Source organism: Pseudomonas weihenstephanensis (assembly GCF_016812185.1).
Classification (GTDB): Bacteria; Pseudomonadota; Gammaproteobacteria; order Pseudomonadales; family Pseudomonadaceae; genus Aquipseudomonas; species Aquipseudomonas weihenstephanensis.
On the sequence record NZ_JAAEBV010000001.1, the window covers coordinates 24,252 to 46,604 of the forward strand.

The window sequence follows — 22,353 nt, forward strand, 5'->3', positions numbered from 1 at the left end:
TCACCCCTCCACCGAGACCAGAGCATCATTGCCAATGTTGGCGCCTGCCATTTTAAAGTCGCATAGCTTGAGTTCGCCTTTGCCCATGACTGCATTAACGCCTGTGTCGCTTTTAGGCTTAGTCAACTGATGACGCTGCGCCTTGAACGTCACCGCCCCCGGCGCATGAATCTCAATGTTGCCCCCCACCAGCCGAACGCTCGCCCCTTGCACGTTCAACAACACGTGCTCTTTGCCCTGCACATGGGCATTGCTCTGGGTGCTGACCATGCGAATATTTTGCTGTGCAGCCACGCTGATTTTGTCGCTTTGCGCTTGTACGCTCACCGCTCCGGTGGCGGCGTGCAGGGCAATGCCGGTGTTCGCAATGGGGCGACTGTCGCCCTCTGCGCCACGGGTAAAAAGCACCAGGCCTTGCGCCGCGAGAAAGGCGGTATGGCCTTGGGCGGTGAGGTTGATGTCCGCACCGGCGTTGAGCAGGCATTGGGTGCCCGTCGCCCAGACCTGGTGCTTGGGCGTCAGACTGAGCACGCCGGCCCGACCATAGAGCGCGAGAAGCGGTTTGCTCCACGCCGCTACTTGCCCTTCACCACCACCGATGCCCGCGCCTGACGCAGTGCCCTGCTGCGTCGCCTTCAGACTTTCCTGGCTGTTCTGCAGGGCCTCGCTGGTGGGCAACGCCTTAGCGTCGCGGGCCAGCCCGGCTTTTTGCTGTCTGGCGCTGTCGGCCAATTGATCCACTTGGTCTTGGGCTTTTTCCAGCTCGGCTAACAGCCCCTTGGCCTGCATTTGCTGGTCAGCCGATTCCGTCGTCACCAACAGCCCGGTACCAGCTCGCAATGCACCTTGGGCCCGGGTGTGCAGTTCGACGCCGTAGCCTCGGTCAGCCAAGCGTTTGTTGTCTTTGTTCTGCTTGAGGTGCCCTAACGTCAGGCCACTGTCTTGATCGGTGGTGTAGAGCTGGACGCGGCTTTGCCCTGGGGTGTCGTCGAACTGCAGGTGTCGATAGCCGCCGTTGCCTGTGGCGCTGGTGGATAGGTCTTGGGTTTTCCAGCCACTGAGTACCCCGGCGTGCTGGTTACCAGGGAACCACGCCGGTGCGTTGCCGGTACTGCCGGAGGCGCCGCCCGCGATCTGGTTATGTGCCGCTTCGGCCTGGCCCCGGCCGTTGTACAACGAGCCGATGACCACGGGGCGATCGATATGCCCTTCAAGAAACTCCACCAGCACCTCCTGCCCGACCCGGGGCACCCAGGCACTCCCCCAATTGCCACCGGCCTGGATCGCGGCCACACGCACCCAAGTGCCAACACTGGTGTCTGCCGGCGCATTGTCAGTACCCCGAGGATGGGGGTGATGGCTGGATGAGCGTTCGCCGCGCTGCCAGTGGAATTGCACCTTGATGCGTTGGTCGCGATCAGTCATCACGGGGCCGCCGTCGCCGATCACAATGGCGCTCTGTGCACCGTGGACGGTAGGGATGGGATGCAAGCGACGTCCATGACCGTCTTGGGTTTGCGGGCTATAAGGGTGACTGCCGGGGATGAGTGTGAAGTGGTTGCAATAGACAGCCTCCACCTGGTCAGGTACAGGCCCCAGCCCTGCCAGTACCGCCGCCTGCAGCTGAGCATCCAGGTTATTGCGGGCCTGATGGCGCACCCGTATGCACAGCATGGGTTCATCTGCCTGAACACTGTCATGCCCGCTTAAACAGAGCTGCGTGCCCGGTGCTAAACGTCGCCATGTCCCCAGGCTGTGTACTTGGCGACGCACAACCTGCTGAGCATTCAGGTGCTGACGTGCACGCTGCTCACCCTGGGCGGTGTCCGTCCAGGCATAAGGCCCGACCGTGTCCTGGTCCACACAGCCGCTGATGCCGGTGTCGCCCTGAGCATGTCCTGACAACAATGAATGGCTGCGATAGTCCCAGCTTTGGCGCTGTACCTGTCCGACCATCCAGCGGTGCTCTTCCGCCCATTGCTGCACACTGTCCTCTGCCTCGGTGACGTCGCTGCGATGAAAGCGTACGGATACCGGTGCATTCGGCGCCAATTTGCGGTTGCTGTCGGTCAGTACCAGGATGTGGCTGCCCAAGTTCGGGGCCTGGGCATCGCCCAGATGCTCAAAGTGATAGGCAATGCCCTCCTCCGCCAGCAGCCGCTGCACAAACGCCAGGTCACTTTCCTGGTATTGAGTCGTCAGGCTACGTTTGCGGTACACGCCCGGATCCTCCAGGGCCCAACGCCACTGCGGTTCAATCACGCCCTTGCTATAGAAGCCGAAAATCTTCTCGCAAATCTCCATCACGGTCAGGTCATGAAAGGTGTAGCTGTCCTGCCGGTGTCGCAACAGGCTCAACCAGGGCTCGATCCGTAACTGATAACGGGCCAATCCGCCATTGCTGCCGACGCGCGTGCATTGGTTGACATGCCCATGAAAGGCGCGCAAGTCAGTACGCGAGTCAGCACATTGCATCTGCAACAACACCGGGGCACCGACCAGTTGTTCAATAGGCAAGCGCTCGTCCGCGGACAAGGCACTCAGTTGCAAGCGGTACCCTTGCTGGTCCAGTGCCTCCCAGCCGTCGAGGTACTCGGCGACCAGCGTGTCTGCGCCCAAGGGGGTGTGCAATTGCAAAAGGCGCTGCTGTTGCGTCAATGCGGTAGAGGCCGTCACAGGTCATCCTTCCTGATGGAGTTCACTTGATCTGGTAGGTAAAGCCGCGCTTATTGGCGCCGACTTTGATTCGAGACAGGGCCTGCCCATCGGCCATGCGTGCCAACACGGCATCGGCGATTTCCGGAAGCAGGCTGCCATTGATGATCTGGTCAACGGCACGGGCACCAATGTCGACTTCAGTGCAACGCACCAGCAGTGACTCGACCAGCGCATCGTCGTAGTGGAACTCGGCTTGGTGATTAGCCTCAACACGGCGACCGACGCGATCCAGTTTCAAACGGATAATCGCGGCCAACGCATCATCGTTGATCGGGTAGTAAGGCACGACATCCATCCGGCCCAGAAAGGCAGGCTTGAAGGTCTTGTACAGCGTGGGGCGGATCAATTCCGACAGCTGTTTGACATTCGGCAGTTCGTCGGGTGTTTTGTTGAGGCATGCCTGCATGATCAGCGACGAGGCGGTATTACTGGTGAGGATGATCAGTGTGTTACGAAAGTCGATCTCACGACCTTCAGCGTCGTCCAACACGCCTTTGTCAAACACCTGGTAAAACAGTTCGAGCACGTCCGGGTGGGCCTTTTCCACTTCGTCGAGCAGCACCACGCTGTACGGGTTGCGCCGAACGGCTTCGGTCAGTTGCCCGCCTTCTCCGTAACCGACGTAGCCGGGCGGTGAGCCTTTGAGTCCTGAGACGCTGTGGGCCTCCTGGTATTCGCTCATGTTGAAAGTGATCAACTTGCGTTCGCCGCCATACAGCGCATCGGCCAAGGCCAGGGCGGTCTCAGTCTTGCCGACGCCGGAAGGTCCAACGAACAGAAACACACCTTTGGGTTTATTGGGATCTTCAAGATAAGCGCGAGCGGTGCGCACCCGCTGTGCGATAGCAGCTAAAGCATGGGACTGACCGATCACCCGCGCTTCCAACACATCACCCAAGGTGCGCACCGTGCGAATCTCGTCCTTGACCATCTTGCCCAAAGGAATGCCGGTCCACGCGCACACCACCTGGGCAATGACATTAGCGTCAACTTGCAACGGCAGTAAGGGGTTTTCCCCTTGCACGTTGGCCAAGGCTTCCATCGCCCGGGCCAGTTCCAAGCGTTGAGGTGACACGGGCGCTTTTTTACGCCCCGTCGTCAACGAATTGACAGAGGGCATACCCTCCTCCAACTCACCACGTAGCTCAGCGATACGTTGGACCAGCTGCACTTCTTGCTGCCAAAGCGCATTGGCGTCGTCCAGCTGTTGCTTCAGCGTCGCGGATTGAGCTTGCAGTTCACTGAGTCGCTTTTCGTGCTGACCGCCGCTAGCGAGTTCACGATTCAACGCCTGGCGCTGGACCTCAAGTTGCTCAAGTTGTTTCTGAAGAACCGCGATCACCGCAGGCCGAACACCTTGGCTCAAGGCGACTCTTGAACAGGCCGTGTCCAATACGCTGACGGCCTTGTCCGGCAGTTGCCGGGCACTGATATAGCGATGCGACAAGCGCACCGCTTCAGTGACCGCCTCATCCAGCACACGGACGTTGAAGTGCTGTTCCATCAACGGCACCAACGCGCGCAACATCGCGGCGGCTACCGGCTCGGACGGTTCATCGACCTTGACCATCTGGAAGCGTCGGGTCAGAGCGGCGTCTTTTTCAAAGTACTTTTTGTACTCGGACCACGTGGTCGCCGCCAAGGTGCGCAGTTCCCCACGCGCCAATGCCGGTTTGAGCAAGTTGGCAGCATCATTTTGCCCGGCCGTGCCCCCTGCACCGATCAACGTGTGGGCTTCGTCGATAAACAGAATGATGGGAACCGGGTGTTTCTTGACCTCTTCAATCACGTTTTTAAGGCGCAGTTCAAACTCACCTTTGACGCTGGCCCCGGCCTGCAACAACCCCATGTCCAACGCCAGCAATTCAACACCCAGCAACGCACTGGGCACATCGCCGACGGCGATGGCGTGCGCCAAGCCTTCGGCCACCGCCGTTTTGCCCACACCGGCTTCACCGGTAAGGATCGGGTTGTTTTGCCGGCGGCGCATGAGGATGTCGATCACTTGGCGAATTTCCACCTCGCGGCCAATAACCGGGTCCAGGTGTCCGTCGCGGGCGCGCTGGGTCAGGCTGGTGGTGAACTGATCCAGCGCCGGTGTTTTCACCCGTACAGCCGCCCCCTCACTGGCCTCTGCCTCAGGCGCAGTATCGCTAACATGATCCTGCTCCTGAGAGCCTTCGGTGAACCGGTCAAAATGCCCCCTAAGGTCTTCAACCGACAATTGCGCCAGCACCGTTGAGCTACGGGTCGCCCTTTGCACCAGCGCCGGCTGGGTCAGTAACGCCAGCAGTAAATGACCGCTGCGAATAGCGCCGTCCTGTGCTTCAAGGGAGGCAATCAGCCAGGCACTTTCGAGCCACACCGGCAGTTGCGTGGAGAACACCGGGGTGCGGGTGTTACCGTCACGTAACGTGTCCAGTTCCTGACTGAGTTCCGCTTCCAGTTTTTCCAGGCTCAAGCCGCTTCGTTTGACGATGACGGACACATCACTGTGGCGCTGCTCCAACAAGGCCAACAACAGATGTTCAACCTCCACCTCAAAGTGCCCACGCGCCCGGCAACGGCAGACAGCTTGTTCGGCGGCTTGACGGCAGGTGGTGTTGAGTTTGGCGATCAGGGTTTTCAGTGAAGTGCTCATCGTGCGTCCTTGATAAATGTCGGGGTCAAGCCGTCAGCGTTGACCCAGGTGTTCAATGCAATGTGGCGATCTGGTAACGGGCGTCGGTGCGATCCACTTGTTGGGCCTGGGTGACCAAAAACGCATCCCTGCCCAGCCGCCTGCTGCCCGTTGGTGACAGGGTTACCCCGGCCACCTGATCGGCTTGCAAGACCAGGCACACCTCAAACTCCAGGCTGCTACCGACCATCAAGGTCAGCCATGTTGCCAACGCCTTGGCAGCGTCCGCACCGGGCAAGAAGTCATCAAACGTTTCGCGCAACAGCGGACCTATCCATAAGCGCATGCGCAAATCGCACTGCCAGACACGGCCACCGACCAAGGCATTGCGTCCCAACGTCAAGCCGGGGGCGCCAAGGTGGGAGCGTTGATCCGTCGGTACCGAATGCCAACCGCCAACAAACTGCTCAATTCGTACGGGCACCTGGAAATATTCGCTGAGCACGCGTTGCAAATACGCCGCCGACAACGGCCGATGACCGATGGCCCCGCTGTAGAACGCAAGGGCTTGGTCGGATACACCGCCCGACTCGGGGTCGTTGGAAAGAAAGCGTTGCGTCAACCCAGTTAAGGCTTGGGTCAACGGCAGAAAACGCCCCTGGCGATCCAGCTCATACTGCAAGGCGAGTCGGTACTTCTTCCAGGCGCCGTAGAACAGCGCCGTGGCGCGGTTGCTGAAGATGTCCAGAAACGCTCGCGCGGCCCTATCGCGGTGGACCACCTCCCGCTCTCCCAGTCGCTCGGTGTAGGACAGTGGTAACGCCCCTTGCCCTCCCAGCAGGCCAAAGAACGCCGGGGTCAGTGCCACCGAATCAAGATGGCCCTGAAAATGCGCCTGCCATCGCTCAACACGTTCCAACCCCTGTTCGGGGGTGTTTGCCAACACCTCCATCCGCTCAAGCTCACTGGCGGGAAAACCCAGGGTTAGGGTGTTGTGAAATTGCAGACGCTTACCCACCACATCGCCTGGGCGGTCGCCTTGTCCAACAAACAGATGCTCAAGCACCCGAACCGCCTGGAAAAATTCATAGCGATAAGGCTGCTCGACCATCCGAGCGATCACACCAATATCGAGTCGCCGCTTCGGGGTTGGCATCGAAGGACCTCCTCACCGCTGTGTTTGGATATCAGCACCAACTGCGTGAAGCTGTTGGCATGAACGTAAAGCCCAAAGAAGTGATCCACCACCTGGGCAAAGATGTGCAAGCCGATACCGACAAAGCTTTCCTCATCGATCACCAACCGTATTTCAGTCCCACGCGCCACGCTGGCGAAGTATTTGCCGGGCAGCCAGGCGGTGACCGGGCGGTGACTCAACGCGTGTATGCCTTCAATTTGCCGGGCCGTCGTGGCTGAGCGTTGCAAGTCGTACAGCTTGAGCATTTCGCGAAACGCAGCAGCCCCGCCCTCGACCAGCGACAAATGGTTGAGCGACAAATGCGAAATCAAGCGCCATTGCGCACCACGATCACAGGCAAAACGCACGGCGGCCGTAGGTTTGCGCAACAGCGAAATACGCTGTGCCAGGGAGCCACCAGGCATGCGTAAATCGCCACTCGGCACGCCGTAGGCAAGCTGCTCAGGGAGATTGCGATTGCTACAAGTCAGCTCCAGGCTTAACGATGAATTACCTGGAGAAATGGGATCCATGTCAGGATCGACGATGGTCAATTGCAATTCATGACCTGGGCTTCTACGCGCCAGATTTTCATCCCGGTGCGCTACCCAGTAAAGGCCGTTACGTTCCTGGCATTCGCCGTGGTGCAACGAATAAAATGGCCGGATCTCACTCTGGGATTCTCCATCCGCTGTTTCGGTGGTCCGGGTGACCGATTCAATGGCATGCACTTCAAACGCAGACGCCGCTTGTTGGTCTCCGACAACGTTGTAAGACACGGCCTGGTGCGACACCAAAATAGGACGTGCATGCTGTCGAAACAGGTTCACCACTGGCGTACAGTGCAAGCGCACATTAGCGGCGGATAACCCTTCCAACAGGCGCGAAGCGGTCGAACCAGGCAGCACATCGCTGAGCAATAGATGCAGCGTGAAACGCCGGCCTTGAGCGCCGCTCAAATCGCAGTCATAGAAACCAAATTTCTCTGGGAACGCGAAAAATTCTGTCAACAACCGATACGCCGGATGAGCCCGCGCCGGCCAGTCAATCAGCGCCTCATTTTCGGCAAAACCGACACTTTTCATCGGTGACGCGGATAGTGCCTGCCATTGTCCGCTGTCGCTCGACTCGAGATAGGCCTTTGCGACGTTCAGCGCGAGCACATCACGCAGCACTGCACAAAACGACGGCTCACCGTCGATAAACAGTCGAACATGATCCAGACCCAGCTCCCGCATGGAGCCATGAGTGGACAGGAGCTCAAAGGTAATTGAAAGCTGGGCGCTGGCCTTGAGCGGCAGTTGTACGGCACGGGGCGCTTGCACCAATGGGCTAAAACGCGCCGAAGCAATACGCAATGGCGCCAAGGTCACGTCGTAGACCGTACGAAACCGGCACTCCACACCCCGCACCGGACGGGACAGCAACTCCGTTCCGCGCGGCAATGTCACGCATTCGGAGAGTTGCCCGGCACCATCACCGAGATCGAATTCGGTAATCGAACAAGTAGGAAAGGGTCGCAAGTAGTGCGGGTACAGCACTTGCAGCAGTGCTTCGGTAAATTCGGGGTAATCGTCTTCAATCTTTTTCGAAATACGTGCGCCCATCAGGGCAAACGACTGGATCATCCGCTCGACGTGGGGATCTTCACTGACGTCGCCAGCCAGCAGCAGCCGTCCGGCAATTTTCGGGTAGCGTTCAGAAAACTGACGAGAGTAGCTGCGCAGAAAAGCCAGCTCGCGTTCGTAAAACGGCAGGAGATCATCCATGGACATTTATTCACTCACCGCCAAGCGTCGGGTTTTACTGACGCGGTACTGCAACGTGCTGGGCTGCAACAACGCATCGAAACTGACGGGTTCACGTGCCGGATGAACAATCAGCATGGCGCTGATCGAGAAGCGTAACCCCCCCGACGCGCGCCGGTGCTCATCCAGAGATACCCGGATATCTTTCAAGCGGGTTTCGTGCAAGGTGATGGCCTTTTCCAATGCCGTGCAGATAAACGCACGGTCCACCGAGCTGGCCAAGCTGCGGCTTGAAACATCGCGCAAGCCGTAGGTCATCAATGACGCCTGGCAATGCGGGAATTCTTTTAAAACGTGCTCCTCCATGACCAACCGACTGTTGAGCAAAGCCTCAACATCCAGCGCTACGGACTCCTTGAACTGCTCCAGGGTGTGCCGGGTAAATTTACCCTGAGCAACGCTGTGCGGCGCCTCATCAAAGAGCTTTTCCAGCAGGCTAGGTTCGTATCCTTTCACGCAGAAGTAGTCCTTTGGGCCGAGAGGTTTTCACCCAGAGCCATGCAGAAAATGTTCGGAAAAACAGTTCGAGGCCATGACTACGTCATGGCCCGACTTAACGCATCAATCAGACCGCGAACGACTTGTCGTTCTTGGTCAAGCTCCAAGCGCCTTGGGTGTTGCCCTGCTGACCGCCACCACTGGCTTTCTGGGTGTAACGCCATTGCACGGCGGCGTACTTCAACTTGAAGGTTTCCATAGGCTCCTGCCCCGCCACGACTTTGGGCGAAATGCTGGCCACCACGGCGTTTTTCAAATCAATCGCCAAGTACTTCACGCGATTGCCTTCGCCGTCTCGTTTAAAGAACTCGATGGTGATTTCTTTGAAGGTGGTACCGCTGGACGCTGCCTCATACAACTGAGGGCTTGTCACGTCCATCGCCTTGGTGAACTCCATCGCATCGTGCTCGCAACGCTCGGCCGTGTTGCCGCCGGTCGCAGACGCCGTTGACGATTTCGGCTGGCGGATCTCATGCACCCAGGAGTCGATTTCCAACCAGTCCGCGTGGTCCTTATCCAGCGACTCACCCTTAACATCCGGCTGTCCAATTTTGAGGTAGATGTCTTTCATTACTTCGTCCTTTTTTAGGGAGGGTTGGTGCAACAGTGACTTTATGCCTTCACGCCCGCGGGCAGCTCCGCGACCAGGCGCAAAGACACCGACAGTTCGTCAAGTTGGTAATGGGGGCGTAGGAACGCCACGGCGCGGAATACGCCAGGACGACCGGGCACTTCGGAGACCTGAATAGACGCTTCACGCAAGGGATATTGGGCTTTAGCCTCCTGACTCGCGTTGTCATTGAGCAGCACGTATTGGCTGATCCAGGTGTTCAGAAAGGTTGAAACGCTGGACACCGAAGCGAAGCTGCCAATCTTGTCGCGCATCATCGACTTGAGGTAGTGAGCAATCCGCGACACAGCGAAGATGTACTGCAGTTGCGAGGACAGCAGCGCGTTGGCGTTGGCCGCGTCGGTGTTGTACTTACGCGGCTTTTGCAACGACTGCGCGCCAAAAAAAGCCGCGTAATCGGTGTTCTTGCAATGCACCAGGGAAATAAAGCCAAGATCGCTGAGTTCTTTTTCCCGGCGGTCAGTGATGGCCACTTCAGTCGGGCACTTGAGCGCCACTTCACCATCATCGGTGTTGAAGGTATGAGTCGGCAGCCCTTCCACCAGACCACCACCCTCAACGCCTCTAATGGCGGCACACCATCCGAAGTTCTCAAACGCTTGCGTAAGACGCGCGCCATGGGCGTAAGCAGCGTTACACCACAGGTATCGAGAGTGGTCGCGACCGTCTACATCCTCTACGAATGGGAAGCTATCAATGGTGATGCCATCAATAGGGTTGTACGGTAGGCGCCCCAGGAAGCGCGGCAACGCCAAGCCCACATAGCGCGCATCTTCAGATTCGCGCAAGGATTTCCACTTGGCGTATTCAACCGTATCAAATACCTTGGCCATATCGCGCGGGCGGCCCAGGTCGGCAAAGCTCTCCAGGCCAAGCAGCTCCGGCGCAGGCGCCGTTATGAATGGCGCATGGGCGGCAGCCGCGACATGGGACATTTGCTCAAGGAAGTACAGGTCTTCTGGCTGACGGGTGATCGCATAGTCACCAATCAATGCACCAAACGGCGCACCACCAAAGGTGCCAAACTCTTCCTCGTAGATCTTCTTGAATAGCGAGCTTTGGTCGAACTCCAATGCGGCCTTGAAGTCGCGCATCAGCTCTTTTTTCGAGGCGTTGAAAACCTTGATTTTGATCATGGCCCCGGTAGTCGACTCAGTCACCAAATGGTGCAAGCCGCGCCAACTGGATTCGAGCTTCTGAAATTCTGCGGCGTGCATGACCAGCGACAGCTGTTCCGAGAGCATACGATCCAGCTCTGCAATACGCGCATCCAGGCTACGAGCGAGGTTCTCCGAGACCACGACCGTACCCTGCATGACCTCAGCAACCAACTCGGCGATCAGGTCACGCGCTCGAAGGTGCTCCGACTCGGATTTGGCAATCTTGCTTTGCTCGACCACCTGATCAAGCAAGCTGGACCCTTCATTTAACAGTGGAGCACTCATATCACCAGAAGCGTTTGCGGTGCTCATACATCCCCCTGAGATTCACGTCGAATCGTGGCCATCTGCTCGGTGTTCGTCAGCACGTCGCTGAGCACATCCTCAAGGGTCTCGTTGGTCGAGATCTTGTTGCGCATGTCTGCCAGTTTGCTACGGGCCTCATGTAGCTTATGCAGTGCTGGCACCTGGCGAATGAGTGCCTCTGGTCCAAAATCTTCCAGTGATTGAAAGTTCAAGGTCACGCCGAACTCCCCCTCCCCGGTCAGTGCGTTGGCCACCCGATACGTGGCACGTGGCGTCATCGCCGCCATGACCTCGTCAAAATTATCCCGATCAAGCGACACGAATTTGCGATCCTTGGGACGAGCCAGAGGTGTTTCCGGATTCCCGGAAAAATCACCCAATACACCGACCACAAAGGGCAGCTCTTTCTGCTCGATGGCATCGCCAATCTCAACGTCGTAGGTCAGCTGAATCCTCGGCGCCCGCACCTTTTGCAGGCGTTTTTGCACACTTTCCTTCTTAGCCATAGCAGGTACCGCCTCGATCAAATACTTACTTAAGGTTCACGCTCAATTCATGCCCGGCAGGCTGGAGAACGGATTGGAGCTCGATGCCGCTGGCGTGGCTTTGGCGGGTGCAGGCACCGACTTACGTGGCGCAGTTTTGGCCTTGGGCAGCAAAGCCTTGGCTCCCAGGGTTTCGCGCAGTCTCGCAGCAAGTTTTTGCGCCTCTTGATGCACTGGGCCGTTGACGTCTTTTTCATCGCGTAGCCTTCCCAACGACTGCACCGCGACTCGCAAGCCCGAGACGGTCAGAATGGCGTCAGCACGGGTATTAGCTGCATCGCGCTGCAACACTTCCTGCGCGGCCAGAATCGCGGCACCATAATTCTCAGCTTTGAACTCCAGCTCAGCTCGACGCAACCAAGGCTCTTTTCGAGTGGGCTCCATGGATGCAGCTTCTGACAGCAACTTCCTACCCGCTTCGAAGTTGCGCGCTTGAATACGTTCATCTGCTTTAAACATTAAGTGTTCAAACGTTGGGACTGGCTCTTGTGCAGATTGCATTGCGCACCCTGACACTATTAGAAAACCAATCACAATAAGAATGGCACGCACAGCAATCCCTCCCTGACTAAAAGATCCGTGTATAACGTTAGAGTTATCCGGCAAACAACTACCGGCACTGGCAAGAAACCGAACCGTATAGCAACCGAAAAAGGCTTGCAAACAAATTCTATAGAATTTTCAGGGAATCTATTAGCCAGTAACATTTCCCACAACACAAATAAAAACATCTTACAGAACCAAAGAACAACAACCTCTTTACAGAAACTAAAACAGCCAAAACCCCTACTCGCACTTGACCAAAGTAGATAAACCTCTCAAATTGAGCGCTATGAATTCTTATAGACAAGCGCACACGCGGCGATAACAGTGCATCTGCGCGCAAGCAATTTCTGAGAGGCCAATGGCCTCCGGACCAACTTAGAGCTAGAACTCAACTGCCACACCACTTCTTCATATGCTCTAGAGCCACTTACCGATGCAAACACAAAAAAAGCCCTCTCTTCATCACCTCATCGCTTTTATAACTGCACTTGGAAGTAACATGAAGCACCTGCCTCTGGTTGGAATATTTTTTTTGATTGGCTGCTCAAGCAATGAAACACCGAAGGATAAGAACACCCAGGTCCCCCTACGCATCCATGCCGCCGCCAATATGAATCAGGGAACCCATAAAAAACCGCTGGCACAAGTCATTAAAATTTATCACTTGCGCGCTACCGAACGCTTTGAACAGACACCTTTCGACAGCTTCCTAGACGATGCGCAGGAACTCAGAGCACTAGGCTCAGACTTGGTCAGCGTAAGGGAAATGTTGTTGCTGCCGGAGCAGCATTACGAACTCAACGAAAAGCTGGAAAACGGTGCCGCCTACATTGGCATTGTTGCGTTTTTCCGGGAACCGGCCGAGCGGCGTTGGCGTTTTGCGTATGAAGCCAACGCTTCGGCTCTGACGGGGATCACCCTGGGGGTTCATGCCTGCGCCCTCACCTCCACCCAAGGAGCACTGATCAACACAGCCGCTGGCGCCACCGACACACTGGCGACGGTCAAATGCCAGAGCAAAAGATGAGCACGGTGCTTCCACCCGCCGCGCCCGACAGGAGTCCCACCATTGAGTCATAACGCCAAAATACTGTGGGGTGAAGGGCTGTTTCTGCGCCCGCAACTTTTTCAACAGCAGGACCGCTATCACGAGGCAAGGCTGAGTCAGATGAGCCAGTTGCTGCAGCCTTATGCCTGGGGCATTCAACGCCTGAAACTCGACAAAGCGAGCCTGGCCCAAGGCACGTTACGCGTTCTGGAGGTGTCCGCCGTGTTTCCGGGCGGTGAACTGTACTCTGCGCCAGAAGGCGCCACGCTGCCATCGGCCATTGGGCTTCAGGATCTCCCCCTCAGCGTGTCTGAAATCACAACGTATCTGGCGCTGCCGCGACTGAACCCTCACGGCCGCAATCTGGCCGTCAGCGACTCAGGTGCAAACGCTGGCCGCTATGCACAGAACAACGAACAAACTGCGGATATGTTCACCGAAGCAGAAGAAAGCGAAGTGGCATTCCTTGCCCCCGCCGTTCGCTTGCTGACGGAAGACCAGGCGCATGATGCATTTGAAGTCATCCCGATAGCGCGCTTGAAACGCAGCAGCACCGGAGGCTTTGAGGTCGACGAACAGTACATGGCGCCCGCCGTGAATTTGGCCGCCATGCCCAGCCTGCTGATCAAGTTGCGACAGCTGCTTGAAGCCCTCGACGCCAAGGTCCAGGTCATGCAGGAAGCTCACCGCGAGCCCTCTCAGAATGTCGTTGAGTTCCGCGCCGGAGATATCGCGTCATTCTGGTTGTTGCACACCAGTAATACCGCGTGCGCCAGCCTTTCTCACCTCTTCCAGCATCCGGGATTGCATCCCGAACGCGTTCATCAAGAACTGCTTCGCTTGGCAGGCGCCCTGCTGACGTTTTCCAAGACACATCGCCTTGCGGATCTACCACCTTACGACCATAACCACCCAGCACCTGGCTTCAACACCCTGTTCGCCATTATTCACACGCTGGTAGACACCGTTATTTCTGCTCGTTACTTCAGCATTGCGCTCGCCCAAGTGAAACCGGCGTACCACCAAGGGCGCCTGGACAATGAGCGCATTGATGGCAATTGCACCCTCTACCTGGGTGTCAGTGCGGAAAAGGCTGGCGCAGAGCTCGCAGAAATCGTACCGCGCACAGTAAAAATTGGCTCGCCAGACGCGGTTGAAAAACTGGTCACCTCCTCTATGCCCGGTGTGACATTGACCTACACCCCCGTGCCACCGTCCGCGATCCCTGTGCGGCCAGGCATGTTGTATTTCGCCCTTGAGCCGCGCGGGTCACTTTACGAACACATGCTTAAAAGCCAGACCGTTACGGTGTACATCCCCAACGGCCTCTCCGAATTGAAACTTGAATTGCTAGCCCTGATGCCATGACCTATACCAGCGCCCCTCACATGCCTGCCCCGGCAGAACTTCTCAGCCACACAGGCAACGCTCCACAACGTCTGATCGACCTGATGTCCGATGGCTTTTATCTGCTGCTGATGATTCAACGCCGCCAAGCTCCAGAACACCACCAAGCGTTCAGCGCAGCGATCAAACAGTTTTTTACCCGCATAGAGAACGCTGCCGCTACTGCGGGTATCGCGAGCGAAGACATCTACGCAGCCAAGTATGCGTTTTGCGCAACCATCGACGAGCTGATTCTCTCCGCATCCGATTGCCCCTTCCGCGATCAGTGGGAGCTCAATCCGATGCAGTTGGTGATGTTCGGTGATCAGTTGGCGGGGGACAAGTTCTTCACCTATCTGGAAGATCTGCGCAGTAAAGGTGCGGTTCGCTTGCAGGCGCTGGAGGTCTACCACCTTTGCCTGCTGATCGGCTTTCAGGGCAAATATCGTCTGGAGGGTTCGGAACAGCTGGGCTATCTGACGGCGCGCCTGGGCGAGGAGCTGGTATTTCTCAAAGGCAAACGAACCGCCTTCGCCCCCCATTGGGCCTCACCAGACCGTGTCGCCCACCTCCTGCGTCGTCAGGTGCCGTTATGGACGCCCGCATTAGTCTTGGGGGTGGTTGGGGCAATCAGTTTTACCGCCTTCAGCCTGACGCTTTCAACCGACACTCAAGCGCAAATGGCCTTACTCGACAACGTGATTCAGCTTCCGACCCGCACGGCCAGCCTGACCATCACCCTCCCCTGAAGGAGCTACACATGCCCACACCGGCTGACATGGATGCCACCGACTGGTCGTTGCTCTCGCAGCACAACCGCCTGCTGCACGTGCAAACGGTTCTGCCCGACGCTTTGGTGGTGCGGCACTGGGAAAGCCTCGAAGCGATCAATGAAGAACCAGTCTTCACGCTCGACTGCATCAGCCCTTCAGCCTTGTTGAATCTGGCTGCATTGCCGGGAACAGCCCTGCAGTTGCAACTGGCGCAATTGGATGGTCAGCAACGCAGCTGGCAAGGCATCGTGGTCAGCGCAGAACAGCACGGCAGCGACGGTGGTATCGCACGCTATCGACTGCATGCCGGAACCTGGTTGAGCTTACTCAAGCGACGCCGCAATACAATGATCTTCCAGGATCTGAATGCGCTTGAGATAGTCACGCGAATTTTTGCGGGCTACCCTCACGCCCAGTGGGATGCACGGGTTACCCAACTGCTACCAAGACGTGCGTTATGCACGCAGTACCGCGAGACCGACTTTGAATTCGTCTGCCGGCTGTTATCCGAAGAGGGGTTGAGTTTCTATTTTGAACACGGGGGCAACGGGAAGGATAGCGCCAGGCTGGTGATTATTGACCGTGACTACCAATGGCCTGACGGTGGTGTGCTGGTCTTTTCCCGTGAAGATACACCGCAGGCGGATGACGGTATTCGCCACCTGGAAGAGCAGCACCAAATCACTATTGATGCGGCCACAACCTGCGCCTGGAACGCTGAGCAGTTGCTAGGGTTGAGTGGGACCGCTGACAGCGCCATCGCCGAAGGCCCCGCGTTGCCTGAGCTGGAAGTGTTCGATGCAAATCCTTCGGCCATTTTCGAGACGTCGAACGAAGCACGCCAGACCGCCAACCATCTGTTGAACTCGCGTCGCCTTGCACGCCATGGATATCAAGGAGACAGCGCGACGCGGTCTCTGCAACTGGGCATCCGCTATACCGTGGAGCAACATCCAGTCATGGGTGCCCTCCCGCTGGTTTGCCGGCAGATCAGGCATGTGGCAAGCAATAATCTCGGCCTTCTTTTGGCCAATCGGCTGGGGGACCCCGCTCTGGAGCGCGGCACCTACACCAATCATTTCCACGCCGTTGCACCGAACGTGCCGATCGTGCCAACCCGACGACCTCGCCCGCAGGCACCCGGTGTACAAACAGCCACCGTGGTCGGAGCGCAGCAGCACGTCATCACCAGCAACCGTGACCACCAAGTGCGGGTACAGTTTTTTTGGCAACGGGGAGAAAGCCCTCTGCCAGGAGGCCTGCAGGACTACGCGCATGCCCCCGGCAATGAAACGTCGGGCACGTGGATCCGTGTCGCCGAAGCCCTGGCCGGTGCGCACTTTGGTCAGAACTTCACACCGCGCATTAGCAGTGAAGTGGTGATCAGCTACACCCATGCCGACATTGATCAACCGGTGGTCATCGCGCAGGTGTTCAACGGCGAAGCCACTGCCCCCTTCAGTGCCGGTATCGGCGCGCCTGCCAACCATCCCGGTACGATCAGTGGGGTGCAAACACTTGGCCTGGATGGCCAACCCGCCAGCCATTGGCAACTGGATGACGCCCAAGGCCAACTGCGCCAGCAGCTAGGTAACCAGACCGCGCGCAGCACCCTCACCCTGGGGTATGCGATTGCCAGCGAAGGGAGCAAACGCAATGCTTATCAGGGGTTAGGGTTCAGCCAGTCCACACAAGGCTGGGGGCAGATTCGGGCCGCTGAAGGATTGCTCCTGTCCGCCAGCCTCCAGACTGGCGCAAACGCCACCCAGATGCAGATGAGCGACGCCCTCGACCAACTCTACGGCGCGATGAACACTGCCGAACATTTGAGCCAGGCTGCGCAGCAAGCTCAGGCAGGGATCATGGCCGCTCACGCTGCGCAACAAGCGTTAGGCGATGAGTTGAACCCGCGCAAGGGCGCGCACTACCCCGCCCAGGTCAATGGGCAAAGCACCACTCAACCCGACATGGAACAAGCAGTCGAACGCTTCAGTGCGCCGCATTTAGTGCTGGAAACGCCAGATCACTTAACGGTCGCCACCCCGGCCAGCAGCAATGTGTTTGCCGGGCAGCAGCTACAGGTGACCAGTCAACAGGACCTGCATTTAAGCGCCGCTCACACCATCGCTGGGGCCAGCGGTGGCAACCTGCATTGGTATACCGCCAACGGTGGCGCCAAGGTCGTGGCGGAGACAGGTGCTGTCAGCCTGCAGGCACACACCGACCGTATGGAGGTGTTGGCCGACCAAGCGGCAACCTTCACCGCGACGGCAGGGAGGATCGACCTGATCGCCAAGACCCGCATCGTCCTGCAAGCCGGTTCGGCGAGCATTACGTTGCAAGGCGCCGACATCACCTTTGCCTGTCCGGGGGTGTTCAGTGTCAAGGGCAGTGAGCATCCGCTGTTAGGTGGGGCGAAGAACACGCCATCACTCCCTGCCCTGCCAGTAGGCAATCTGTTAAAGCCTCCCATTGCCATGGAACTCAATTACCACGACGAAGCGTTAACACCCTTGGCAGGTGCGCCCTACACGGTGCTTTTTGAAGACGGTACCGTTCGACAAGGTGAGCTAGATACCAAAGGGCACGCACGCCTGGAAGGTGTTCCTGACCTACCCGCACAGGTGTACTACGGCGAAGATCCTCGACCACCCGAAACTCGAACCCCGTTACCCGAAAACACCTTCAAGGGCCAGTCCAGCAACAATGAGCAAGCACTCGCCAATATTCAGCATTACCTCAATCAGTCCGACCAATTCTGGCAGCAAAAAGCTGATACAGAGCAACGCGAAACGATGAGTGAGTTGAGCAGTGACTCTGTGTCTGATTCTGAAGAGAGCTTGTGGGGTTACTTGGACCCAACTCAACAAGAACAACTACGCACGACCTTGGCTGGAGACGACGCATGAGCAGCCTATCTGCAGCATCCAAAGCACCCAGCCCTCGCCAGGGCTGGTTTGAATCGTTGAAATCCGAATCGTTGAGCTTTCTCAAAGGTGACAACAACGCGCCTTGGGCAATCCTCGCCGAAACAGCTATTGGTTGCGTCCCGGTGCTCGGGCAGATCGTCGACGCACGCGATATCGTTAAGGGCTTGGTCGAAGTCTCCGGGAAGCCCGATAGTGCGGCGGGTTGGTTCAATGTCATCACAGCACTGATAGGTCTGATCCCCGGCGGTGGTGACGCTGCCAAACGCTCGTTGCGTGCGGTTAAAAGCGGTGCTGCGAACGTTGATGATTTGCTGGCCATGATCCGCCGCTTCTATTCCGGCGACCCGGAAAAGCTGCTGCGACAAGTGATGGACCTGGGGCCGTTACGTAAAAAGCTCGACGAAATTCTCAATAACCCGCGCCTGATCAATCAGCTCTCCCCGCAAATGCGTGCCCAGGTCAGTCGCATCCGCAACAGCCTGGACAAGCAGTTTGCAAGTTTCAAAAAAGAAGTGGATGGCTGGCTCGGGCAAGGCCGCAAAACCAGTGCCGAAGCACCGGTCAGAAGCACGCCCTCCACCCGGACCCCTGACAGCAAACCCAACAGCCCAAACGGTGAAGGCCGCAATGCTCGGCGTGACGCCAGCAACGATGCACATCCAAATCAACCCAATGCTCATACCCAACGAACGGCCCGCTTCAAGACGCTCAGCAACAAAGTGCTCGGGGTGCTAGGTGAACATATGGCTGACTACCACTGCCAGGACGTAAAGGGCTGGGGCAAAGGCCAAGCGTCTCACGATGTAGGCGCAAAAAACCTGGCCAAGCTGAATGACCAGCATCGTATGGTGCAACTGTGGCCGTGCATTCCGCGAGGTCGTGGGATTGATGCGGTGTGGAAGTCCAATGGGCGTAAGCCGTACGCCATCATTGAAGCCAAGGCCAGTTTTAATCCTGCTAAGTCATTGGGGCAGTTGCTTGGTGAGGCAGGAGATAAAAATGGAAGTGATGCGAGTACAGGTGGACCAGGATCAGGTAAAGGAGGTGGGCATTCTCGAGGTAAAGGCAGCTCTAAACCTAAGTCTCCACGACAGCAGAACGGTAAAGTTACTCAAATGAGTCATGAGTGGATAAAGAGACGTCTTTCTAAAGCAGTTGGCCCAGGTTCAGCAGACTTCCCGCGCTTAATAAAAGCAGGAACAAATGGATATTCCCGACACGTATTTCTATTCTCTATTCCTCACGCAATGGCGCACGCCGAAGCACTTATCCTGCACAGCTCAAGCTCCAAAGTGAATTCATCGACTCATTCTGCACACGAAGCAACAAGAGAATGGACCGACAATCAAATTGAGCAGGTCGTTAACAATCGCGCTGGAATCTCTCCCAAAGGCAGAAGCAAAGTAGGTTAACACAATGAGCTTTCACTTGATTAGAAGACAACAGTTTTTGTCAGAGAAATATTACAAGCTAGCCACCGAGGTTCACAACCAAATAATTGACGATGACGACGGACTTGAGGCAAGTTTGGCCTCTTCAAAAACCGAACCGAAAGAAAAGATCTTCTTTGCGCACGGCATCGCCAATGACAAATTCAATCTATTAATGCTGGACTACACTGCTGGCGAGAGCGAAGTTATCTTAAGAGAAAAAATTGGAGGAATTATTGCCAATTACGAACGCTATGCAAACCTCCTTTGGAAATACTACGATGACGACAACCGCCCTGCATTTGATTTAGCCATCATTGATGACTACACCACCCTAATGCAAATTATCGGACTCTGCTTTCTATTGCACAGATACGATCTGCTGCCAAGAATTGCCGCCCTGCAAGACGGCGTTAATAAAGAAAATGCTGGAATGGATACGCTTTTCGAAGAATTCATGTGTTATGGAATGGGACCCGAGGAGCGTTATCAAAGCGACTACCTGTGTTGCACCAAACCATACCGGGCGTTATTCCATGCTTTGACGGAGCTATCTGACGAAGCAAGACTTAAAGAGCTAAATACTTACCTCAAGCATTGGTATAAAGACCTCGTGGGTTGTGCGTGGCACGACAGCCATAAAGCTGAGGGTGGATACTTTGGTTACTGGAGCTTTGAAGCGGGAGCTGCCGTTGTTCTTCTAGGCATAAAGGATGACAGCAGCCTTCACAAATACCTCTATTACCCCAAGGACTTGGTTGCTTGGTACCGAGCCAACAAAACCAAATATTTAACTGATACAAAAGCCCTACGCGATCCTGCAACTAATGCCGGCATTGCGGCAGGACAGTCCTGCCCAAAATCTGGCTGGTGGTTCACCCCCGCCCAACTCAACTCCCGCCGCTACGTTCAACAAGGCATCGCCTTTCCGGCGATAGAGGGCAGCGACTACGGCACAACCTTCTGGCAATGGAGCACGGATCAATCCGCGCCGAAGCTGTAGTCGCCCAAAGCATGAAGCAATTACTAAAGGACGATGCGAGATTCGCCAATGAACAGCCCTATTCACTTCAACTCGAAAAAGCCCTCCAACGAGCGTCTGCTCCCGCGCCACTACCTGATCATTTCGGGGCTCGCGTTGTTGTTATTGGTGATTCTGGCAAAGGTCCTGGAAGATTGCCTGCCGCCCGCCTCCCCCCCGTTACTCTGCAAATGGCCTTGGCTACAAGCCGCCGTCAGCGACTGATGTGATGGTGGAGTTCCGATGAAAAACAAGAGCGATCTGTACAAATTCGACGCCCTCTTGGGCACGCAACCTGACGCGCAAATCGCCAAACTGGCCAAAGTCTCTCAAGGTGCTGTCAATAAGCGCCGGCGTAGTCTGGGTATCGCCTCGTTCCACAGCAAAACCCCGAGCCGTATTGCCAGATATGATTTCTTGTTGGGCGTATTGACCGACCAGATCGTTGCCCAGCTCGCGGGAGTTACAAAAGCAGCCGTGACGTTTCGGCGCACAAAGATGGGAATCAAATCTCAACGCAGTCAACACCCATCACCATGGGAAGGTCTTGATGGGCTGCTTGGCACTCAACCAGACAGCGAGATAGCCAAGTTGGCCGGGGTGACCAGCGGTGCAGTGCTCAAACGCCGACGACGGCTAGGGATAGAGGCATTCAGCCGATCTAAACAGGGCCCTTCTACGACACAAGCACCCAGACGGATCAACCTACTCCAGAAATGATCAAGCGAGGACACATCGTACCTCCGAGCTTGCGTCGACGGTCTTGGTTGAACCCAGCGGCCCATTCAAGTGGTGGGCTGCAACAATGCGCCACCTCAACCTGAGCGGCGGCACTTCGGAGTTGGTTACTCATTCACGTTGCAGCTGAGACCCGCCGTGCTTGCCGGTTTAGTCAACGAACTGGCTATCCGGTTTTTTGAGTATGAAACGCGCAAACGCTTCCTGGCGCTGGACCAGTATTTAACCCAACAGGCGGTAAATTTCGCAGTGAAGTACTGACCTTCAATTTAAGATCTTGAAGTCAATTCGACGGTTTTTGCTCCGCCCCTCAACCGTACTGTTGTCAGCGATCGGCGCATCCGGCCCGCTCCCCGTTACTGACATGCTGCTGGACTCGATCCGCTTGCCGATCAGGTACTGACGCACTGCTGCCGCACGCGCCAAGCTGAGTTCGATGTTGCTCTCACGCAACCCAACATTGTCGGTGTGGCCAATGATCGCAATCCGGGCATTGTTGAGCTCGCGTATAACTTGCGCCATCTCATCCAGCACGATACGGCCCTTGGCGGTAAGAATCGCACTGCCGCTTTCAAACTCAATGGTGCGTTGACCCAACGTTTCATCCAGTGCTTGCTGTCCTGAGCTGACCTGTAACGTGTTGTGCACCTGATAAGTTTGGTTGAAGGAACTGGCCAGCGTACTGGTGACCTCCTGACGCAACGCTTCGTTCTTCACATTACCGCTGACTCGGATCTGATTGCCTTCCACTTGCACCTGCCCGGCGGAAATATTCCGAAGATTTGGGCTAAGCATTTTCAATACGTACTGATCCCAGTTCGCCGGGGCTACGACATTCCCCACTTCCATTTGATCGGTAATTTTCTCGGCACCGTACAGGTCACGCAAACGTGAGAGTACTTGCGCCCTCATCGCCTCCGTAGGTACGGTGCCGCTGACCACAATCTTGTCCTGGACAGCCTGGGCAGCGTCGGTCAGGCACATCAATGAGAGCAAAAAGCCTAAGGCAATACGCATG

General features: G+C 56.6%; 18 protein-coding genes. 8 read left to right on the forward strand and 10 right to left on the reverse strand.

The window, feature by feature from the left end:
* The 9 genes from GYN01_RS00130 to GYN01_RS00170 all read right to left on the reverse strand — a co-directional run bounded on the left by GYN01_RS00130 (window position 1) and on the right by GYN01_RS00170 (window position 11,847).
* Window positions 1–2,676, reverse strand: a complete 2,676-nt coding sequence (locus GYN01_RS00130) for a type VI secretion system tip protein TssI/VgrG (RefSeq protein ID WP_203306384.1) — start codon at window positions 2,674–2,676, stop codon at window positions 1–3.
* Window positions 2,677–2,698: 22 nt separating this feature from the next.
* Window positions 2,699–5,359 (reverse strand): type VI secretion system ATPase TssH, encoded by a 2,661-nt coding sequence (gene tssH, locus GYN01_RS00135; RefSeq protein WP_048402899.1) that lies wholly within the window; start codon window positions 5,357–5,359, stop codon window positions 2,699–2,701.
* Between the two features lie 52 nt (window positions 5,360–5,411).
* A complete protein-coding gene (tssG, locus tag GYN01_RS00140; protein WP_048402902.1) occupies window positions 5,412–6,494 on the reverse strand; it encodes a type VI secretion system baseplate subunit TssG in 1,083 nt (360 codons plus the stop codon).
* Window positions 6,458–8,284 carry a type VI secretion system baseplate subunit TssF gene (gene tssF, locus GYN01_RS00145; protein ID WP_048402915.1) on the reverse strand — a complete coding sequence of 609 codons (1,827 nt, stop codon included), beginning with the start codon at window positions 8,282–8,284 and terminating at the stop codon, window positions 6,458–6,460. Before tssF ends, tssG begins: the two co-directional genes overlap by 37 nt.
* A 6-nt stretch (window positions 8,285–8,290) precedes the next feature.
* Window positions 8,291–8,779 (reverse strand): type VI secretion system baseplate subunit TssE, encoded by a 489-nt coding sequence (tssE, locus tag GYN01_RS00150; protein ID WP_048365505.1) that lies wholly within the window; start codon window positions 8,777–8,779, stop codon window positions 8,291–8,293.
* Window positions 8,780–8,888: 109 nt separating this feature from the next.
* Window positions 8,889–9,392, reverse strand: coding sequence for an Hcp family type VI secretion system effector (locus tag GYN01_RS00155; protein WP_048365504.1), 504 nt, complete (start codon window positions 9,390–9,392; stop codon window positions 8,889–8,891).
* A gap of 41 nt (window positions 9,393–9,433) precedes the next feature.
* Window positions 9,434–10,924 carry a type VI secretion system contractile sheath large subunit gene (gene tssC, locus GYN01_RS00160; protein ID WP_048402903.1) on the reverse strand — a complete coding sequence of 497 codons (1,491 nt, stop codon included), beginning with the start codon at window positions 10,922–10,924 and terminating at the stop codon, window positions 9,434–9,436.
* A complete protein-coding gene (gene tssB, locus GYN01_RS00165; protein ID WP_048402904.1) occupies window positions 10,921–11,424 on the reverse strand; it encodes a type VI secretion system contractile sheath small subunit in 504 nt (167 codons plus the stop codon). Before tssB ends, tssC begins: the two co-directional genes overlap by 4 nt.
* Before the next feature lie 42 nt (window positions 11,425–11,466).
* Window positions 11,467–11,847: a tetratricopeptide repeat protein gene (locus tag GYN01_RS00170; RefSeq protein WP_157395918.1), complete on the reverse strand. Its 381-nt coding sequence runs from the start codon at window positions 11,845–11,847 to the stop codon at window positions 11,467–11,469.
* Between the two features lie 661 nt (window positions 11,848–12,508).
* Here GYN01_RS00170 and tssJ point away from each other — a divergent pair.
* From tssJ to GYN01_RS00210, 8 genes are read left to right on the forward strand one after another with little or no spacing between them, the layout of a single operon-like run.
* A complete protein-coding gene (gene tssJ / locus GYN01_RS00175) occupies window positions 12,509–13,036 on the forward strand; it encodes a type VI secretion system lipoprotein TssJ (protein ID WP_053076049.1) in 528 nt (175 codons plus the stop codon).
* A 42-nt stretch (window positions 13,037–13,078) separates the two neighbouring features.
* Window positions 13,079–14,425 carry a type VI secretion system baseplate subunit TssK gene (gene tssK, locus GYN01_RS00180; RefSeq protein WP_048365502.1) on the forward strand — a complete coding sequence of 449 codons (1,347 nt, stop codon included), beginning with the start codon at window positions 13,079–13,081 and terminating at the stop codon, window positions 14,423–14,425.
* A gap of 20 nt (window positions 14,426–14,445) precedes the next feature.
* Entirely contained in the window at window positions 14,446–15,192 is a 747-nt protein-coding gene (icmH, locus tag GYN01_RS00185; protein WP_082152913.1) for a type IVB secretion system protein IcmH/DotU, read from the forward strand.
* A gap of 11 nt (window positions 15,193–15,203) precedes the next feature.
* Complete coding sequence (locus tag GYN01_RS00190; RefSeq protein ID WP_203306385.1) at window positions 15,204–18,125, forward strand: type VI secretion system Vgr family protein; 2,922 nt, start codon at window positions 15,204–15,206, stop codon at window positions 18,123–18,125.
* Complete coding sequence (locus GYN01_RS00195; protein WP_048402908.1) at window positions 18,122–19,558, forward strand: hypothetical protein; 1,437 nt, start codon at window positions 18,122–18,124, stop codon at window positions 19,556–19,558. Before GYN01_RS00190 ends, GYN01_RS00195 begins: the two co-directional genes overlap by 4 nt.
* Window positions 19,559–19,562: 4 nt before the next feature.
* The gene (locus GYN01_RS00200; protein WP_203306386.1) at window positions 19,563–20,579 is read left to right on the forward strand and encodes a PoNe immunity protein domain-containing protein; all 1,017 of its coding nucleotides are present in this window, start codon (window positions 19,563–19,565) and stop codon (window positions 20,577–20,579) included.
* A 48-nt stretch (window positions 20,580–20,627) separates the two neighbouring features.
* A complete protein-coding gene (locus tag GYN01_RS00205) occupies window positions 20,628–20,822 on the forward strand; it encodes a hypothetical protein (protein ID WP_203306387.1) in 195 nt (64 codons plus the stop codon).
* Window positions 20,823–20,840: 18 nt separating this feature from the next.
* Entirely contained in the window at window positions 20,841–21,317 is a 477-nt protein-coding gene (locus GYN01_RS00210; RefSeq protein ID WP_203306388.1) for a hypothetical protein, read from the forward strand.
* Window positions 21,318–21,599: 282 nt separating this feature from the next.
* Here the strand turns inward: GYN01_RS00210 and GYN01_RS00215 are convergent, their stop codons facing one another.
* A complete protein-coding gene (locus GYN01_RS00215) occupies window positions 21,600–22,352 on the reverse strand; it encodes an OmpA family protein (protein WP_053076047.1) in 753 nt (250 codons plus the stop codon).
* Window position 22,353: the final 1 nt, after the last annotated feature.

Excerpts from the sequence above, each read along its gene's own strand:
- tssH (WP_048402899.1), bottom strand. The coding sequence starts at position 5,359 with ATGAGCACTTCACTGAAAACCCTGATCGCCAAACTCAACACCACCTGC.
- tssG (WP_048402902.1), bottom strand. The coding sequence starts at position 6,494 with ATGCCAACCCCGAAGCGGCGACTCGATATTGGTGTGATCGCTCGGATG.
- tssF (WP_048402915.1), bottom strand. The coding sequence starts at position 8,284 with ATGGATGATCTCCTGCCGTTTTACGAACGCGAGCTGGCTTTTCTGCGC.
- GYN01_RS00155 (WP_048365504.1), bottom strand. The coding sequence starts at position 9,392 with ATGAAAGACATCTACCTCAAAATTGGACAGCCGGATGTTAAGGGTGAG.
- tssC (WP_048402903.1), bottom strand. The coding sequence starts at position 10,924 with ATGAGCACCGCAAACGCTTCTGGTGATATGAGTGCTCCACTGTTAAAT.
- tssB (WP_048402904.1), bottom strand. The coding sequence starts at position 11,424 with ATGGCTAAGAAGGAAAGTGTGCAAAAACGCCTGCAAAAGGTGCGGGCG.
- GYN01_RS00170 (WP_157395918.1), bottom strand. The coding sequence starts at position 11,847 with ATGGAGCCCACTCGAAAAGAGCCTTGGTTGCGTCGAGCTGAGCTGGAG.
- tssJ (WP_053076049.1), top strand. The coding sequence starts at position 12,509 with ATGAAGCACCTGCCTCTGGTTGGAATATTTTTTTTGATTGGCTGCTCA.
- icmH (WP_082152913.1), top strand. The coding sequence starts at position 14,446 with ATGCCTGCCCCGGCAGAACTTCTCAGCCACACAGGCAACGCTCCACAA.
- GYN01_RS00190 (WP_203306385.1), top strand. The coding sequence starts at position 15,204 with ATGCCCACACCGGCTGACATGGATGCCACCGACTGGTCGTTGCTCTCG.
- GYN01_RS00195 (WP_048402908.1), top strand. The coding sequence starts at position 18,122 with ATGAGCAGCCTATCTGCAGCATCCAAAGCACCCAGCCCTCGCCAGGGC.
- GYN01_RS00200 (WP_203306386.1), top strand. The coding sequence starts at position 19,563 with ATGAGCTTTCACTTGATTAGAAGACAACAGTTTTTGTCAGAGAAATAT.
- GYN01_RS00205 (WP_203306387.1), top strand. The coding sequence starts at position 20,628 with ATGAACAGCCCTATTCACTTCAACTCGAAAAAGCCCTCCAACGAGCGT.
- GYN01_RS00210 (WP_203306388.1), top strand. The coding sequence starts at position 20,841 with ATGAAAAACAAGAGCGATCTGTACAAATTCGACGCCCTCTTGGGCACG.
- GYN01_RS00215 (WP_053076047.1), bottom strand. The coding sequence starts at position 22,352 with ATGCGTATTGCCTTAGGCTTTTTGCTCTCATTGATGTGCCTGACCGAC.